Annotated in this window: 12 protein-coding genes and 1 pseudogene; 10 read left to right on the forward strand and 3 right to left on the reverse strand. The window is 70.9% G+C overall.

What is annotated here, in order from left to right:
- Positions 1-104 precede the first annotated feature (104 nt).
- Both IAI54_RS07760 and IAI54_RS29280 read right to left on the reverse strand, forming a co-directional pair.
- A complete protein-coding gene (locus tag IAI54_RS07760; protein WP_187971800.1) occupies positions 105-431 on the reverse strand; it encodes a DUF1294 domain-containing protein in 327 nt (108 codons plus the stop codon).
- A gap of 397 nt (positions 432-828) precedes the next feature.
- Positions 829-1,890 (reverse strand): annotated as a pseudogene (locus tag IAI54_RS29280) (MFS transporter); the annotation flags it as partial.
- A 246-nt stretch (positions 1,891-2,136) separates the two neighbouring features.
- Between IAI54_RS29280 and soxR the strand changes: the two are divergent.
- The 10 genes from soxR (at position 2,137) to IAI54_RS07815 (ending at position 12,923) form a co-directional block, all read left to right on the forward strand.
- On the forward strand, positions 2,137-2,568 hold the full coding sequence (gene soxR / locus IAI54_RS07770; protein ID WP_187971801.1) for a redox-sensitive transcriptional activator SoxR: 432 nt from the start codon (positions 2,137-2,139) through the stop codon (positions 2,566-2,568).
- Between the two features lie 863 nt (positions 2,569-3,431).
- Positions 3,432-3,962, forward strand: a complete 531-nt coding sequence (locus IAI54_RS07775; RefSeq protein WP_187971802.1) for a sigma-70 family RNA polymerase sigma factor — start codon at positions 3,432-3,434, stop codon at positions 3,960-3,962.
- Entirely contained in the window at positions 3,959-4,732 is a 774-nt protein-coding gene (locus IAI54_RS07780; RefSeq protein WP_187971803.1) for an anti-sigma factor family protein, read from the forward strand. Before IAI54_RS07775 ends, IAI54_RS07780 begins: the two co-directional genes overlap by 4 nt.
- 35 nt (positions 4,733-4,767) lie before the next feature.
- Complete coding sequence (locus IAI54_RS07785) at positions 4,768-5,484, forward strand: Bax inhibitor-1/YccA family protein (protein ID WP_187971804.1); 717 nt, start codon at positions 4,768-4,770, stop codon at positions 5,482-5,484.
- Between the two features lie 183 nt (positions 5,485-5,667).
- On the forward strand, positions 5,668-6,135 hold the full coding sequence (locus IAI54_RS07790; protein WP_187971805.1) for a (2Fe-2S)-binding protein: 468 nt from the start codon (positions 5,668-5,670) through the stop codon (positions 6,133-6,135).
- Entirely contained in the window at positions 6,135-8,285 is a 2,151-nt protein-coding gene (locus IAI54_RS07795) for a xanthine dehydrogenase family protein molybdopterin-binding subunit (RefSeq protein WP_187971806.1), read from the forward strand. The genes IAI54_RS07790 and IAI54_RS07795 overlap by 1 nt, the downstream gene beginning before the upstream one ends.
- A 1-nt stretch (position 8,286) precedes the next feature.
- Complete coding sequence (locus IAI54_RS07800; protein WP_187971807.1) at positions 8,287-9,204, forward strand: helix-turn-helix transcriptional regulator; 918 nt, start codon at positions 8,287-8,289, stop codon at positions 9,202-9,204.
- 258 nt (positions 9,205-9,462) lie between these two features.
- Positions 9,463-12,387, forward strand: a complete 2,925-nt coding sequence (uvrA, locus tag IAI54_RS07805) for an excinuclease ABC subunit UvrA (protein WP_187971808.1) — start codon at positions 9,463-9,465, stop codon at positions 12,385-12,387.
- A 1-nt stretch (position 12,388) separates the two neighbouring features.
- Complete coding sequence (locus IAI54_RS07810; RefSeq protein ID WP_187971809.1) at positions 12,389-12,712, forward strand: DUF4258 domain-containing protein; 324 nt, start codon at positions 12,389-12,391, stop codon at positions 12,710-12,712.
- Positions 12,713-12,716: 4 nt separating this feature from the next.
- Complete coding sequence (locus IAI54_RS07815; protein WP_210321223.1) at positions 12,717-12,923, forward strand: hypothetical protein; 207 nt, start codon at positions 12,717-12,719, stop codon at positions 12,921-12,923.
- A gap of 170 nt (positions 12,924-13,093) precedes the next feature.
- Here IAI54_RS07815 and IAI54_RS07820 read toward each other — a convergent pair whose 3' ends face one another.
- Positions 13,094-15,817 carry a pectate lyase gene (locus IAI54_RS07820; RefSeq protein ID WP_187971811.1) on the reverse strand — a complete coding sequence of 908 codons (2,724 nt, stop codon included), beginning with the start codon at positions 15,815-15,817 and terminating at the stop codon, positions 13,094-13,096.
- Positions 15,818-16,010: the final 193 nt, after the last annotated feature.

The raw sequence follows: 16,010 nt of genomic DNA on the forward strand, positions 1-16,010 counted from the left end.
TGCCTCGTTCCGTCGATGCCGGTGGCTTCCGGCTAGGCTTTTCCGATGCCCGGCGCAAGGGTTCGGAGGGACCGTCGCGCCTGCAGCAGCCGCGCCCGCACAGGTCAGGCGACGAGCGCCCGCCAGAGCCCTTCGGGCGAACCCGTCACGATCAGCCCGACGGTCAGGGCCACCAGGACGAGACACTGGATCAGGACGATCACGAGCAGCTGCGTGCGGAACGGTTCCTTGCGCGTCTTGTGACGGATCGTCCCCTGTGCTGCGATGGTTCCGATGCTTCCGCCGGCGATGGCGAGGTTCAGAAGCGTTGCCTCGGAGATTCGCCGCGACCCCGCCTCGGCCTTCGCCTTGTCGAGAACCATCGCCGCATAGGCCAGGAGGTTCACCGCCAGCGCATAGCCGGCCACCCCGATCATCATCTGCCCCGACATGCCGCCTCCATCCGGCGCAAGCATGATGGACGGCGGTTAAGCCAATGCGAACGGACCCCGTATTCCGGCCGCCGATCACCTTGAATGTCCGGATGAACGGCGGCCGCCATCCGCCGTGACGGAGCCGACCGCCGCCCTTCGGACGAAGCTCTCCGCCTGCGGCAGCTATTGCCCGGACAGGCGTTTGCGATCGCTCACCATCCGCCGCATGGCGATCAGCCCGATCACCGCGAAGGGCAGGCACGACGCGAAGACCCACCGGGGCGACCGTCTCGGCGTCTGCGGCCGTCTCGATTCCCAGCAGACCCGAGCCGTTCGCCACGATCCCGACATAGGCCGCGCCGAGCGCGTAGCCGAGCCGCTGAACCGTGGGGATAGCTCCGGAAACGCGCCGGGCCTCGTCCGCACCGGCGAGTTGCATCGTTCGCCGGAGCACGAATGTCCACGCCATCCCGAAGCCGCCGCCCTCCAGGGCCGCGAAGACGGCGATCAGCCAGACGGGACCATTGGGAACCGCGTGGAGAAAACCCAGGATGCTGAGGGTGACGACCGTCATCCCGAGGGCGATCATCGGCCGATCGAACCGCTCCGGCAAACCGCTGACCATGACGGCCATGACCGTCCAGCCGATGGACGAACAGGCGGCGATGTATCCGGCGGTCAGCGCGGAAACGCCGTGGATGGCCGTCACCAGGAGAGGCCCGAATGCCGTGACGGCGATGGTCGCCATGCACATCGACAGGATCATGAGCATCGCGGCGCCGGCGGGCCGCCGCGGATCGAACGGGCGGCGCGGGAGAAGCCGGGCGTCGCCGGCGTGCCCGTCCAGCCGCAGAAAGGCGATCAGACAGAACAAGCCGGCTGCGAGCGACGGAACCGTTCGCGGGATCGACACCTCGACGCCACCGAAGGCGATCAGAACGACGCCGAGACACAGCAGCGCCAGACGCCCGACGGGGAACACGGGAGCCTTGGCCGTGGATGGTGCCATGCTCGCGCCGCGTCGCAGGACGATCCAGAGGGCCAGCGCGAACGCCTGGCAGGCGAAGAAGGCGAAGCCCCAGCGCCAGGTCGCGGCCTGCACGAAGAACCCGCCGACGAGCGGCCCGGCGAAGGCAGAGACGCCCCAGACGGTCGAAACGGCCGCCATCGCACGTGCGGTATAGCGGCGCGGGAAGATCAACCCGACCGCGACGAAGCACATCGCCACCAGACCACCTCCGCCGACACCCTGCAGGGCGCGACCAGCCAGGAGCAGGACCATGCTCGGGCTGACGGCACTGAGGAGACAGCCGATCCCGAACAGGCAGGCGGCCGCGCCCATCGACCGGCCCAGGCCGAACCGCATGGTCAGCAAGGCGGCGGCCGCTCCCGCGACGATCGAGCCGATCTCGTAGAGCGAGACGGACCAACCCACCAGGGCGGCCCCGCCGATCTCCGCCACGATGGATGGGAGCATGGTGGCGACGATCAGGCTGTCGGCCGCGTGCAGCCAGACCGCCAGGCAGACCAGGGTCAGCGATCCGGCGTAGGGACTTGCCAGAAACTCCCTCCATGACACGAAACGCTCCGTGTCCTCGCCCGTACCGGCGCCCTCATCTGCCACGCTGTTCTCCGCCACGTCCTTGTCCGACAAGTCCCGTCACGCCTCTTGACGGACAGGCTGCTAGGCCCTCAACATTGGTTGAGGTCAAGGAGTTTCGCGATGGCGAAGAAGGAATTGTCCGTCGGCGAAGTCTCGCGCCGCAGTGGTCTGCCCGTCTCCACGCTGCATTTCTACGAACGCAGGGGGCTGATCGCCTCCGAGAGGACGTCGGCCAATCATCGGGTCTATCGGCGCGAGATCCTGAGACGCGTCACCGTCATCAGGATCGCCCAGAGCGCCGGCATTCCGCTGGCCGAGATAGCCACGGCCCTCTCGCGCCTGCCGCGCGACACCGCTCCCGACACGCATGACTGGGAGCGCATCGCAGAAGACTGGCATGGCGATCTCACGCGGCGGATCGAGCTCCTCACGGCGCTGCGCGACAAGATGGCCGTATGCATCGGCTGCGGCTGCCTGAGCGTCCAGCGCTGCCCGCTGGTCAATGCAGATGATGCCTTGGCGAAAGACGGCCCCGGCGCGCGACTGCTCTAGGCATGCAGGCATGCCCCCCTGCCCTCGGGATCGGTGGCGGTCGGCCGGCTGTTCGGGATGACGCGTATCACGCGCGGCACCCCTTTCACCGTCGTCATCCCGGGCGAAGCCGGAGCGCAGCGGAGGCGCAGAGCCGGGATCCATGCCTCGGAAGTCGTCGAAAGGCGGGACGGTGCAGACGACGCACCGGTTTCTCCATCATCCCGCCCGGCGGCAGACGTCGAGGCATGGATCGGGGATGCGTCGTTCTGTGCTGCGCTCGGCCGTGGTTCCGGGATGACGGCACGCCTGTCACGGCCGGCCGTCCGCCATCGGCTGGAACGGTCGCGCTTTCCCTCGGCCGACCGCCGAGAGTGCCCTCGCCTCCTCCGCTCCCCCCGAAAAAAGCCCTGCCGCGTCTCGCGGTCAGGGCTCTGTCGGGTCCGGACACTTCCGGCCTGGCGGAGAATGCTCTCCGTTGTTCTTCGGGCGCAACGCGGTTCGACCGACGGCCCGACCACAGTCTCTGATTGTCAGGGTGTACGGCAGCGTCACGGACGGCGGTGGCGCCGCGCCTGCCGCGGTCCCGTCAGGAGCGGGACCCTGGGGAACAGTCCGGTGGAGTCATGCCTCCCTCCTCTGCCTGTTTCGCCGCGTCGGCAGCATCCATGCCGGTCGCCCTCTCGCGACGTTCGCTCGGGCACCGGCACATCCGTTTCGCAGCCGACGAAAGAAGTCTGCGCCCCCTCCTCCGGATGGTCAAGGCCGGATCGGCCCGCGTCACCAAACGTGATCGTCAAACCATCTCGCGGTTCCGCGACGCGAGCCCTTGACTTTTTTTCCAACCGCCGGGATGAAATGCCGCCGGGCGCCGTATATGCGGTATGAACCCTCGAACGACCCGTTTCGACGTGCTTGGACAGCTCGGTGCGCTGCGACGCTACGCGCGGTCGCTCAGCCGCGATGCGAGCGAGGCGGAAGACCTCGTGCACGACGCGCTGGTGCGGGCCTACGAGCGCCGCTCGAGCTTCCGGTCGGGCGGCAATATGCGTGCCTGGCTGCTGTCGATCCTGCACAACGCCTTCGTCGACCGCGTCCGCAGCCGCAGCGCCGAGGCTGCCCGCGCCGCCGAGAGCGTGCGCCTGGGCGAGACGGCGCTTCCCGCGCCGCAGGAGCATTCTGTGCGCCTGGCGCAGGTCCGCGATGCCTTCATGGCCCTGCCGGAAGAGCAGCGCGCCGCCCTCCACCTCGTCGCCATCGAGGGCCTGTCCTACCAGGAAGCGGCCGACGCGCTCGCCATCCCGCTCGGCACGCTGATGTCGCGCATCGGTCGCGCGCGCGCCGCCCTGCGCGCGATGGAGGACGGAGTACCCGCCCGGGGGAGCCACCTGAAGATCGTCGGAGGCCCGCAATGAACGCTATCGCCGATCCCGTCACCGACACCGATCTCGACGCCTATGTCGACGACCAGCTCGACGTCGCCCGCCGGATCGAGGTCGAGTCCTATCTCGCGGCGCGACCGGAGACGGCCGCCCGCGTGATGGCCGATCTGCGAAATCGCGACGAGCTGCGCCTGGCCATGGCCGGCGCCGCGGGCGCCCCGCGCCCCGCCACCGCCGACGCCGCCCGCAGGCTCGAACGCGGCCTCGTGCGCGGCCGGGTGTTCGGGATGCTGCAGCGGGCGGCGGCCGTGACGGTCTTCGTCGCCGCCGGCTGGTTCGCCAACGACGCGCTCGGGCCGTTCCGGATCACCGAAGTCGTCGCCTCCACGCCGCCGCCGGCCTATGTCGAGGACGCCATGCGCGCCCACGGGACCTCCATGCTGCGCGCCTCCATGGCCTCGCAGCCCGAGGTGCCGGTCTACAGCGCCGAGGAGATCCGCGCCGCGACGGCGATCGTGATGCCCGCGCTGCCGTCGGACTGGGGCGTCCGCGACGTCCAGATCTATCCCTCGCGCTTCGGCCCCAGCGTGGAGATGACCCTCGACGCCGGCGATCTCGGATACGTCTCGCTCTTTGCGGTGCGCCCCGGGACCTTCGACGTCGTGCAGCCGACGCTGGCACCCGCCGGCGACGTCGCCTCGGCCTATTTCCAGATCGGCGAGGTCGCCTATGCCCTCGTCGCTTCCGCCGACGTCGAGCAGCTCGACCGCGCCGCCGGAAAGCTGTCCGCCACCCTCTACTGATCCGCAACCATCCGCTTCAAGCAGGAGAAACCGGGATGAACACCCCCAACTACCAGTCCAGCGCCGGCTTCGACCAGCGCAGCGCCGCGCTCTTCGACGAGGGCCTGCGCCAGCACATGCTGTCCGTCTACAACTACATGGCGCTCGGCCTCGTGGTGACGGGCCTCGTCGCCTTCACCGTCTCCTCGGTGCCGGCGCTCTACGTGCCGATCTTCTCCACGCCGCTCAAGTGGGTGGTGATGCTGGCGCCGCTCGCCTTCGTCTTCCTGTTCTCCTTCCGCATCCAGACCATGTCGGCGTCTGGCGCGCAGGGCATGTTCTGGGCCTTCTGCGCCGTCATGGGCCTCTCGCTTGCCTCGGTGTTCCTCGTCTTCACCGGCACCTCGATCGCGCGCACCTTCTTCATCGCCGCCACCATGTTCGGCGCCACCAGCCTCTACGGCTACACGACCAAGAGCGACCTGACCAAGTTCTCGTCCTTCCTGATCATGGGCCTGATCGGCGTGGTCGTCGCCAGCATCGTCAACATCTTCCTCGGCTCGTCGGCGCTGCAGTTCGCCATCTCGGTCATCGGCATCGTCGTCTTCCTCGGCCTGACCGCCTGGGACACGCAGACCATCAAGGAGCAGTATGCCGAGAACATCGACCAGGAGTCGCGGCAGAAGATGGCGGTCTGGGGCGCGTTCTCGCTCTACCTGAACTTCGTCAACATCTTCCAGCTGCTGCTCCACTTCACGGGCGAACGCGAGTAGCTCAGGCGGGCCCGGCCTGCCCGGCACGACCGGGCCGCCTTTCGGGAACGAGGCCGCGCCGCAGGGCGCGGCCTTTTTCGTGCGCGGCGCCGCCTCCGGCGCGGTCCGGCTGCCGGTTTGGCGCGATCGTTCAAGACCCCGGCCGCCCCGCCGCCCATTCTGCGGGGACGAACGGAGGTCCCCATGCGCTTCACTCTCAACCGCCGGCCGGTCGACGTCCCCGACGAGCTTGCCGATGAACCCCTGCTCTTCCTGCTCCGCGACCATCTCGGTCTGAACGGGCCGCGCTTCGGCTGCGGCGTCGGCTCGTGCGGCGCCTGCACCGTCGTCGTCGACGGGCAGCCCGAGCGATCCTGCGTCCAGCCCGCCGCCGCTGCAGAGGGACGCGACGTGCTGACGCTGGAAGGCCTCGCCGAGGCGGACGGGCTGCATCCGCTGCAGCGGGCCTGGATCGAGGAGAGCGTGCCGCAATGCGGCTACTGCCAGAACGGCCAGATCATGACCGCCTTCGCGCTGCTCGCCGCGCGACCCGACGCGGGAGCCTCCGAGATCGAGGCGGCGATGGACGGCGTCCTCTGCCGCTGCGGCACCCAGCCGCGCATCCGGCGGGCCATCACGCGGGCACGCGCGCTGATGGCGGGAGGCGCGTGATGCCGCGCCTGTCGCGACGCCGCCTCCTCGCCGCCCTCGGCTGGGGCGCGGCCGCCATCACCGCCGCGGCCGGCGGCGCCTTCGCGCTGCTGCCGACGCTGCCGCCGCGCCGCGCACCGACGCCCGCCGACGCCGCCGCCTGGCTCAGCCTGCGGCCGGACGGCGTCTTCGAACTCCTCTCCAGCCGCGCCGAAATGGGCCAGGGCATCTCCACCGGCCTGCGCCAGATCGCCGCCGACGAGCTCGGCGTCGGCATCGGCCGCATCCGCCTCGTCCACGCCGACACGAGCCGGATTCCCGTCGCGCGCTCCACCGTCGGGTCCGACGCCATGCGCGAGACCGGCCCGCTGGTGGCGCGCGCGGCCGCCGCGCTCGAAGCCGCGATCCGGCGCGAGGCGGCGCGGCGGCTCGATCTCCCGGCGGGCGACCTGCGGCTCGGACCTGACGGGGTCGAGGCCGGCGGCAAGACCGTCCTCTCCTTCGCCGATCTGGGCGCCGGCGCACCGCTGCTCGTCACGCAGGCCGAGGTCGCGGCCGCGACGCCCCGGCTCGTCGCCGACCCGTCCGCCCGGCGCGAGGTCGGCCGTGCCCGTCCGGCGCACGACGTCGAGGCGATCGTTACCGGCAGCCATGCGCTCTACACCGACGACATCCGCCTGCCCGGCATGGTCTTCGGCGCCGTCGTCCGGCCGCGGACGCTCGGCGGGACGATCCGCGACATCGACGCCTCCGCCTGCACCGCCGTCCCGGGCTTCCTCGGCCTCCATCGCGACGGCGCCTTCGCCGGGCTGGTCGCGTCGCGGCGCGGGGCGCTCGCCAGGGCGATGGAGCTCCTGGCCGTCGACGAGGAGGACGGTCCGGCAGTCGATACCGCCGGCCTCGCCGCGCGGGTCGACGTCGGTGCCGCTGCCGGCGCTTTGGAACATGGTCTCCTCGACGAAGGCGACCTCGGCGCCGAGCCCTTCGACGTCGACCTCACCCTCGCCGTGCCGCTCGCCGCGCATGCCTCGATCGAACCGCGCACCGCGGTCGCCCGCTTCGGCGACGACGGCGGCCTCGAGGTCTGGACCGGCACCCAGGACCCCTTCTTCGTCCGCGACAGCCTGGCCGACGCCTTCGGCCTGCCCCGCACGGCGGTCGTCGTCCACGCCATGCGCATCGGCGGCGCCTTCGGCGCCCGCACCATCGTCGCCGCCGAACTGGAAGCGGCGCGACTGGCTAAGCTCTCCGGACGGCCGGTCAAGGTGCAATGGAGCCGCGGCGACGAGTTCCGGGCCGGCTTCCACCGCCCGCCCTCCTCCCACCGCATCCGCGTCTCGGCGGACGCGGACGGCCGCATCGTCCGCTGGCACCACGCCTTCCGGTCCGGCCACGTCATCTTCACCTCGGCGGCGATGGGTCCCGGCCTGCAGTTCGCGACCGGCTTCGTCGCCGATCCGGGCGTGGCGCGCGGCGCGGTTCCCGCCTATGCGGCGCCGGCCGTGCGGGTCGAGTTCGAGGACGTCCGGCTGCCGGTCATGACCGGTCCCTGGCGCGGGCTCGGCGCGGCGGCGAACTCCTGGGCGGTCGAGACCGCCGTCGACGCGCTCGCCCGGGCGAAGGGCCTCGATCCCCTCGACCTGCGCCTGCGCTCGATCGCGCCGCAGCATGCGCGCCTGCGCGGCGTGCTCGAAGCGGCGGCCGGCATGGCCGGCTGGAAAGCACGCCCCAAGGACCGGGCGGACGAAGGCTGGGGCATCGCCTGCGGCATCTACAAGGACATGGCCTACGCGGCCGCCGTCGCACGCGTGACAAGGGCGGCCGCCGGGTACAAGGTGACGGGTCTGTGGTGCGCCCATGATTGCGGCCTCGTCGTGAACCCCGATCAGGTGCGCGCGCAGGTCGAAGGCAATCTCGTCTGGGGGATCGGCATGGCGCTGAAGGAGGAACTCGCGGTCGCCGGCGGCCGGATCGTGCCGGAGAGCTTCTTCGACTATCCGCTGCCGGCATTTTCCGACGTGCCTGCCATCGAGGTGCGCCTGATCGAGGGCGCTCCGCAGCCGGCCGGTGCCGGCGAGACCGCCATCGTCTGCGGCACCGCCGCCGTCACCAACGCCATCGCGGCGATGACGAGCCGCACGGTCGCCGCCCTGCCGGTCGGGCGGTCCTGAGATGGAGGATTTCGCGGGCGCGCTCGTCCTGACGATGCTGCGCCGTTCACTCGAACGCCAGTCGATCGGGCTCGACCTCCCGCCGCCGCCGCGCGGGCGCACCGTCGGCCTGGCCGACAAGCGGGCCCTCCTCGATGCCGCGCTCTCGGCCCACGGCCCGGAGGCGATCCTGCGCGTCGCGGACGTGGTTCCGGACTTCGCCGCCCACCCCGTCGCCGGCGTCTTCGCCGGGGGCCGCACTCCCGGCGACGTCCTGGCGAGCTGGTTCGCCGTCGAGCGCTACTTCCACTCGCGCCATCGCACCCGTCTCGTCGCCGACGCGGCCGGCTCCGTCGAGATGGAGCACTACGACCTGCGCGGGTCGCCCGTCGCGGCCGGCGACAGCCTCGCCGTGGCCGGAATCCTCCTCGGCATCCTGCGCTGGCGGGGCGCCCGGGATGCTTCGCTCGTCTTCGGCGACGGGCATGCGTCCGCCGGGCATGGACCGCCGTCCGGGCCCGCGCAGCGCTGGAGGTTCTCGTGGAGCCGGTTCGATCCCCCGGCCTCACCCGCAGACGATCCGCCGCCCGCTTTCGACGTCGCGGGCCGGTCGCTGTCCGATCCCCTCGTGGCGCGGCTCTTCGCGGCGCGGGTCGCCGTGCCGCATGCGCGCCGGCCGGCTGCGGCGGTCGCCCGGGCCTGCGGCCTCAGCCTGCGCACACTGCAGCGGCGGCTCGCCGAGACGGGCTGGACCCTCGGCGAGGTCGTCGCTTCCGCCCGGGTCCACCACGCCACGCGCCTCCTCGCCGCCACCGACACGCCGCTCGCGCTCGTCGGTCTCTTCGCCGGCTACAGCGACCAGCCGCATTTCCAGCGCGCCTTTCGCGCCGCTGTCGGCCCGACGCCCGCCGAATACCGCCGCCTGGCGAGGCCCGCCTGACGACGGGCCATCCGGTTGAGACGGCCGTCACCGCCCTTCTCCCGGCGCAGCCCTCCGCCGCCACTTATCCACAGCCCGGCTGTCAGGAACCCGTTTCCTCTTTGTTCTTTGTGCTTGCTCCGCCCGGCCATTGGCGTCTAACTCGATGCCGCATCGCATGCGCGCCCCTCGACGCGGCGGCGATCGATCCTACATGTGGACGGCGCGGACAGTTGTCCCAGCGCCCTCCCCCATCGAGCACGAGGCGGCGAACCGGCCATGGCCGACCACAAGTTCATTTCGATCCGCGGCGCGCGCGAGCACAATCTCAAGAACGTCGACCTCGACATCCCGCGCGACAGTCTCACGGTGATGACCGGCCTGTCGGGCTCGGGAAAATCCTCGCTCGCCTTCGACACGATCTATGCCGAGGGGCAGCGTCGCTATGTCGAAAGCCTGTCGGCCTATGCGCGCCAGTTCCTGGAGATGATGCAGAAGCCCGACGTCGACCAGATCGACGGCCTGTCGCCGGCCATCTCCATCGAGCAGAAGACGACGTCGAAGAACCCGCGCTCCACGGTCGGCACGGTCACCGAGATCTACGACTACATGCGCCTGCTCTTCGCCCGCGTCGGCGTGCCCTATTCGCCGGCCACCGGCCTGCCGATCGAGAGCCAGACCGTGTCGCAGATGGTCGACCGGGTGCTGGCGCTGGAGGAAGGCACCCGCCTCTACGTGCTCGCGCCCATCGTGCGCGGCCGCAAGGGCGAATACCGCAAGGAACTCGCCGAACTGCAGCGCAAGGGGTTCCAGCGCGTCAAGATCGACGGCCAGTTTTACGAGATCGCCGAGGCCCCGGCGCTCGACAAGAAGTACAAGCACGACATCGACATCGTCGTCGACCGCCTCGTCGTCCGCGGCGACATCGCCGCCCGCCTCGCCGATTCGCTGGAGACGGCGCTCCGGCTGGCCGAGGGGCTCGCGGTGGCCGAGTTCGCCGACCGGCCGCTGCCGCCGGAGGAGACCGCGGAGGGCGGCGGCGCCAACAAGTCGCTCAACGACACCCACGAGCGCATTCTCTTCTCGGAGAAATTCGCCTGCCCGGTCTCCGGCTTCACCATCTCCGAGATCGAGCCGCGACTCTTCTCCTTCAACAATCCCTTCGGCGCCTGCCCCACCTGCGACGGGCTCGGCAGCCAGCGCGCCATCGATCCGGCCCTCGTCATCCCCGACGAGACCCTGTCCCTGCGCGACGGCGCGGTCGCCCCCTGGGCGCGCTCCTCCTCGCCCTATTACGTGCAGACGCTGGAGGCGCTCGGCAGGGCCTACGGCTTCAAGCTCGGCGACCGCTGGAGCGACCTGCCCGAGCCGGCGCGCAACGCCATCCTCCACGGCACCGGGTCGAAGCAGATCGCCTTCGCCTATGACGACGGCATGCGCTCCTACAAGACCTCGAAGACCTTCGAGGGTGTGATCCCCAATCTCGAGCGGCGCTGGAAGGAGACCGAGTCGGCCTGGAGCCGCGAGGAGATCGAGCGCTACATGTCGGCCACCCCCTGCCCGGCCTGCAACGGCTACCGCCTTAAGCCCGAGGCGCTTGCGGTGAAGATCGCGGGAAAGCACATCGGCGAAGTCACGGCGCTGTCGATCCGCAATGCCGGCGCCTGGTTCGAGGCGCTGCCCGCGCAGATGAACGCCAAGCAGAACGAGATCGCGGTGCGCATCCTGAAGGAGATCCGCGAGCGGCTGCGCTTCCTCAACGACGTCGGGCTCGACTACCTGGCCCTGTCGCGCAATTCCGGCACGCTGTCGGGCGGCGAGAGCCAGCGCATCCGGCTCGCCTCGCAGATCGGCTCCGGCCTGACCGGCGTGCTCTACGTGCTGGACGAGCCGTCGATCGGCCTGCACCAGCGCGACAATGCCCGCCTGCTCGACACGCTGAAGCACCTGCGCGACATCGGCAACACGGTGATCGTCGTCGAGCACGACGAGGACGCCGTCCGCACCGCCGACTACGTCGTCGACATGGGGCCGGCGGCGGGCATCCATGGCGGCCGGGTGGTCGCCGAGGGCACGCCGGCCGAGATCATGGCCAATCCGAAATCGCTCACCGGGCAATATCTCTCCGGCGCGCTGTCGATCCCGCTGCCGGCCGAGCGCCGGCCGATGAAGAAGGGCCGCCGGCTCAAGGTCGTCAATGCCCGCGGCAACAATCTGCGCGGCGTCACCGCCGAGATCCCGCTCGGCACCTTCACCTGCGTCACCGGCGTCTCGGGCGGCGGCAAGTCCACCTTCCTGATCGAGACCCTGTTCAAGGCCGCCTCGCGCCGCATCATGGGCGCGCGCGAGCATCCGGCCGAGCACGACCGCATCGACGGGCTCGAATTCCTCGACAAGGTCATCGACATCGACCAGTCGCCGATCGGCAGAACGCCGCGCTCCAACCCCGCCACCTACACCGGCGCCTTCACGCCCATCCGCGACTGGTTCGCCGGCCTGCCGGAGGCGAAGGCGCGCGGCTACCAGCCCGGCCGCTTCTCCTTCAACGTCAAGGGCGGCCGCTGCGAGGCCTGCCAGGGCGACGGCGTCATCAAGATCGAGATGCACTTCCTGCCCGACGTCTACGTCACCTGCGACGTCTGCCACGGCAAGCGCTACAACCGCGAGACGCTCGACGTCACCTTCAAGGGCAAGTCGATCGCCGACGTGCTGGACATGACCGTCGAGGAAGGTGCGGAGTTCTTCGCCGCCGTCCCTGCCGTGCGCGACAAGCTGGAGACGCTGGCCAAGGTCGGCCTCGGCTACATCCACGTCGGCCAGCAGGCCACCACGCTGTCGGGCGGCGAGGCGCAGCGCATCAAGCTCGCCAAGGAACTGTCGCGAAAAGCCACCGGCAAGACCCTCTACATCCTCGACGAGCCCACCACCGGCCTGCACTTCCACGACGTCGCCAAGCTCCTCGAAGTGCTCCACGAACTGGTCGACCAGGGCAACACCGTCGTCGTCATCGAGCACAATCTCGAAGTCATCAAGACCGCCGACTGGATCCTCGACCTCGGCCCCGAAGGCGGCGACGGCGGCGGGGAACTCGTCGCCGTCGGACGGCCGGAGGACGTCGTGAAGGAGCCGCGCAGCCACACCGGCGCGTTCCTGAAGGAGCTGCTCGAGCGCCGGCCGGTGGGAAAGAAGGCGGCGGCCGAGTGAGATGGACGACCTCGCCGACCGGATACGCGCGCGTATCGAGGCCGGCAGGGTCAGGGTTTCCGATCATGCACAGGGACGGTTGAGCGAACGAGGCATCCTGTTTTCGGACGTTCTGGCGAGCGTTCCGGCATGGACCGTCGTCGAAATCTATGTGACGGGACGCATGGGACCGTCATTTCTCGCCCGGCACGTCCTGTCGGCTGGCACCATCCATGCCGTTTGGGGTATGATGGACGACACTGCGGTCCATGCCGTCCTCGTGACGGTGTACCTGCCCGACAAGGACAAGTGGGATGAGCACTCCACGAGCCGACGCGAGGCGTGAACGGGTGACGAGACTCGTCGAGGAAGACGGCCTCGTCGCCAGGGTTCCGGTCGAACTCATCTACGAGCCCGACGACCGGACCGGCTGGGGTCCGTACCTCTCGGCCGCGGACGCGCTCAAGCTCGACGAGGTCCGACAGGCCCTGCGCCGACGCGACATCGTGGGCGCGGCGCAGCACGGGGACGTGTTCGAGATGACCAGGGTGTCTTGACGGGCAACCCGCCCGGCCCCTGCGGGGACGGTGAGCTCATACGACTGGCCTCGCTTTCGACCGTCGCGCAGCCGAAGGTCGATCGAGAAGACCGCTGATCACCCCGCCGCCGCGCACCATGTCGTGCCAGGCGTCGGGGGACGAGCAGACGAACCCCTGCTGTCGTCTCCCTACTTCTCCGCCGCCACCAGCCCCGCGCAGCGCTGCGCGAAGGCGCGGGTCGAGCCGTCTTCGCCCGGGGAGCCGGCCGCTGCGGCCGGGTCGAGCCACAGCCGCGCCGTCGGCGCGTCGGCCAGCAGCGCCGAGGCGCGGAGGCGGCGGTCGTAGGCGCGCACCGCCTCCGCGCCCTCAGCCAGCAGCGCGATCCGGTCGAGGGCGTGGCCGATCTCGGGAAAGACGTCGCGCCCGCCCTGCCAGCGATAGCTCGCCCGCTCCTCGGCAGGCAGGTCCTCCAGCCTCTCCACGACCGTCCCGTCGCGCCGCGCATAGACGGGACGGTTGGTGCCGATCGCATGCAGCCGCGCCCAGGTCGCCGGCGCCACGGCGCTGTCGGCCAGCCACCCTGCCGCCGCCGCGGCCCCGTCGCGAAAGCGCATCTCGCCGGTCGTCAGATGGAGGTCGATCAGCGTGTTGACCGCAAACGCCGTCTCCAGCGTCGAATAGGCCGCGGGTTCGAAGCGGCGCGCCGCGGTCGGCAGCCCGTCGCGATACTGCTGCGCGAAGGCCGGCTGGCGCGCATCGCCCTGCACCGCGAGCAGGAAATCGCCGCCGCGCATCGCCGCCGCGCGGTAGCGCTCCCCGCCCCGCCGTTCATGGCCGACGAGCAGGATGCGGACCAGGCCGGTCATGGCGTCGTCGTTGAGCGTCGCATGGCCGTGGTAGCGCCCCGCTTCGAGCGACTGCGGCCAGCTTCCGTCCGGGCGCTGCGTGCCGAGGACGAAGCCGAGCGCGCGGTCGACCATCATCGTCAGCCAGCGCGGCGGCGCGACGCCCCGCTCGGCGAGCAGGTCTTCGAGCGCGAAGGCGAAGAGCAGCGCCGAGGGAACGGTTCCGTCGTCGAACGTGGCATGCGCGTCGTCTGGCCGCCGGAAGTCGGCGCTGTCGCAGAGCGCTGTGCCGCCCGTCGCCTCCTGCCAGCCGCCGCCTTGGGTCTGCGCACAGGCGAGCGCCCGCCCGACGCCGAGCGCCTCGGCGGCGAGCGTCGCGCTGTCGGCCGCGCGTGCCGCGGCGACGAGACAGGCGCCGAGTTCCTGGGCCGAGCCGGGCGGCCGGGCGACGATCGCGCCCGGCGGCAGCCTGTGGTCGGAGGACGGCCGCGACACGCGTCCGCCGCCCGGGCCATCGAGCCCGCCGATCCCGTCGGCCATCAGCATGGGCAGCCCCGGCAGGATCGCCTGCTCGAGCGGCCCCACCGCGTGCACGGACTGGAAATAGTGGAACGAGGACGACGACAGGCGGTCGCTCGCCGTCGTCACCGGCGGCACGAGGGCACCGATCCGCCGCAAGAAGTCCGGTGAATGGGCGAAGCGGCGCAGCAACACCGCCGCGCCGGGATGGGCGGCGATCGCGGCGATCACGTCGTCGTCGGTCACAGCGCCCGTCTGCAGGCGCTTCAGCGACCAGACCGCCAGCTCCGGCGGTACCGACAGCCCGTGCCGGTAGGCGTCGATCGGCCGGTCGGTCACCAGCGTCCGCGTCGTGCCGGCGAGCAGCCCCAGCCTCTCGCGCGCCATCTGCTCGCCGAGCGTCGGCGCCGGGTCGAGATAGCGCTGCGCCGCGGCGAGATCCCGCGCCACCTCGACCGCGAGCACCGCCCCGCCGGCCAGGAGCAGCGCCGCCGACGCGGCCACGATGCGTCGGTCGCGATTGCCGAGCATGAAATCGCCGAGCGGCAGCCGTTCGCCCGGACGAAACAGGCTCTTGAAGCCGATGCCGCCGAGCCAGCAGAGCGGCACGATCAGGATGAGCACCTGGTGATCGCGCAGCGGGTTGTGGGTGGACAGGAGCAGCGCCGCCGAGGCGATCCAGATCACCGGCAGCAGCAGCGACGAGCCGGGGCGCATCCGGAACGCGCCGAGCCCGAACAGGAGCGCGAAGGCGAGAGGCGCCGGTGCCAGTTTCCATGCCAGCGAGACCAGCCGCGACGGACCGCCCTGGTGCCGCAGCGCTTCAAGACCCCGCGCGTCGACATGCGTTCCGAGAAGCTGGTCGGCCGCGAACCCGCCCATGCCGGCAAGCATCGCAGCCGACACCAGGGCGCTGCCGCCGATCGCATGGGCCCACGGCGCCGGCGCATCGGCGCCGTCGCGCCGCCGGGCCTGCCAGAGCGCCGCCACCAGCGCCGGCAGCGCGATCATCGCGAAGGCCTTGGTGAACACCGCCGCCGCGAAGGCCGCCCCGGCCAGGAAGGCGAGCAACCGACGCCGCCGTCCGCCTGCCGTCGCGAGGTCGATGGAGAGCATCGCCAGCGCGATGGCCGGCAGCCCGATCAGGACCGAAACGCCGAGCTGGAGGAAGAAGCCGCAGCTCGTGAGCAGCAGCGCTGCCGTCCAGGCCGCGAAGCGGCCCTCCGCGCGCAGCACGACCCGGAACAGGCTCGTCACCAGCACCAGCGAAAAGAGCAGCACGACGATGCGCGCGGCCGCGACCGAATGCGGGACAAGCCGGTGGACCGCGCTCAGGACGTAGGTCAGGAGCGGCGGCTGGTCGTTCCAGACCTCCCGGTAGAGGGCATGGCCTTCCGCTACCGCCGCCGCCTTGGCGAGGTTGAAGCCTTCGTCGACATGCAGGTCGTAGACCGCCCACCAGGGGCCGAGCAGCGCCAGCACGCCCGCCAGCAGCGCGGCGAGGACGACCTGCTGGAGCATCGGGCTGCTGAACATGGATGCGGGCATGCGTCGGGCGGCTCCGGGCGGTCATCCGCGACGTGCCGACCGCGGCCGATCCGCCCCGCTCCGCCTCGCGCCCCAGCTCGTTACCGCAGGGACCCGTGGCTTGCAAACACGCGCTCCGAACCTCTATCCGCCCGCGACGGAACCCTCTGCGCCCGCGCCTGGCGGCTCGCCCGGCGCCGGCGCGGGCGAACCG

Source organism: Aquibium microcysteis (assembly GCF_014495845.1).
GTDB classification, from domain to species: Bacteria; Pseudomonadota; Alphaproteobacteria; order Rhizobiales; family Rhizobiaceae; genus Aquibium; species Aquibium microcysteis.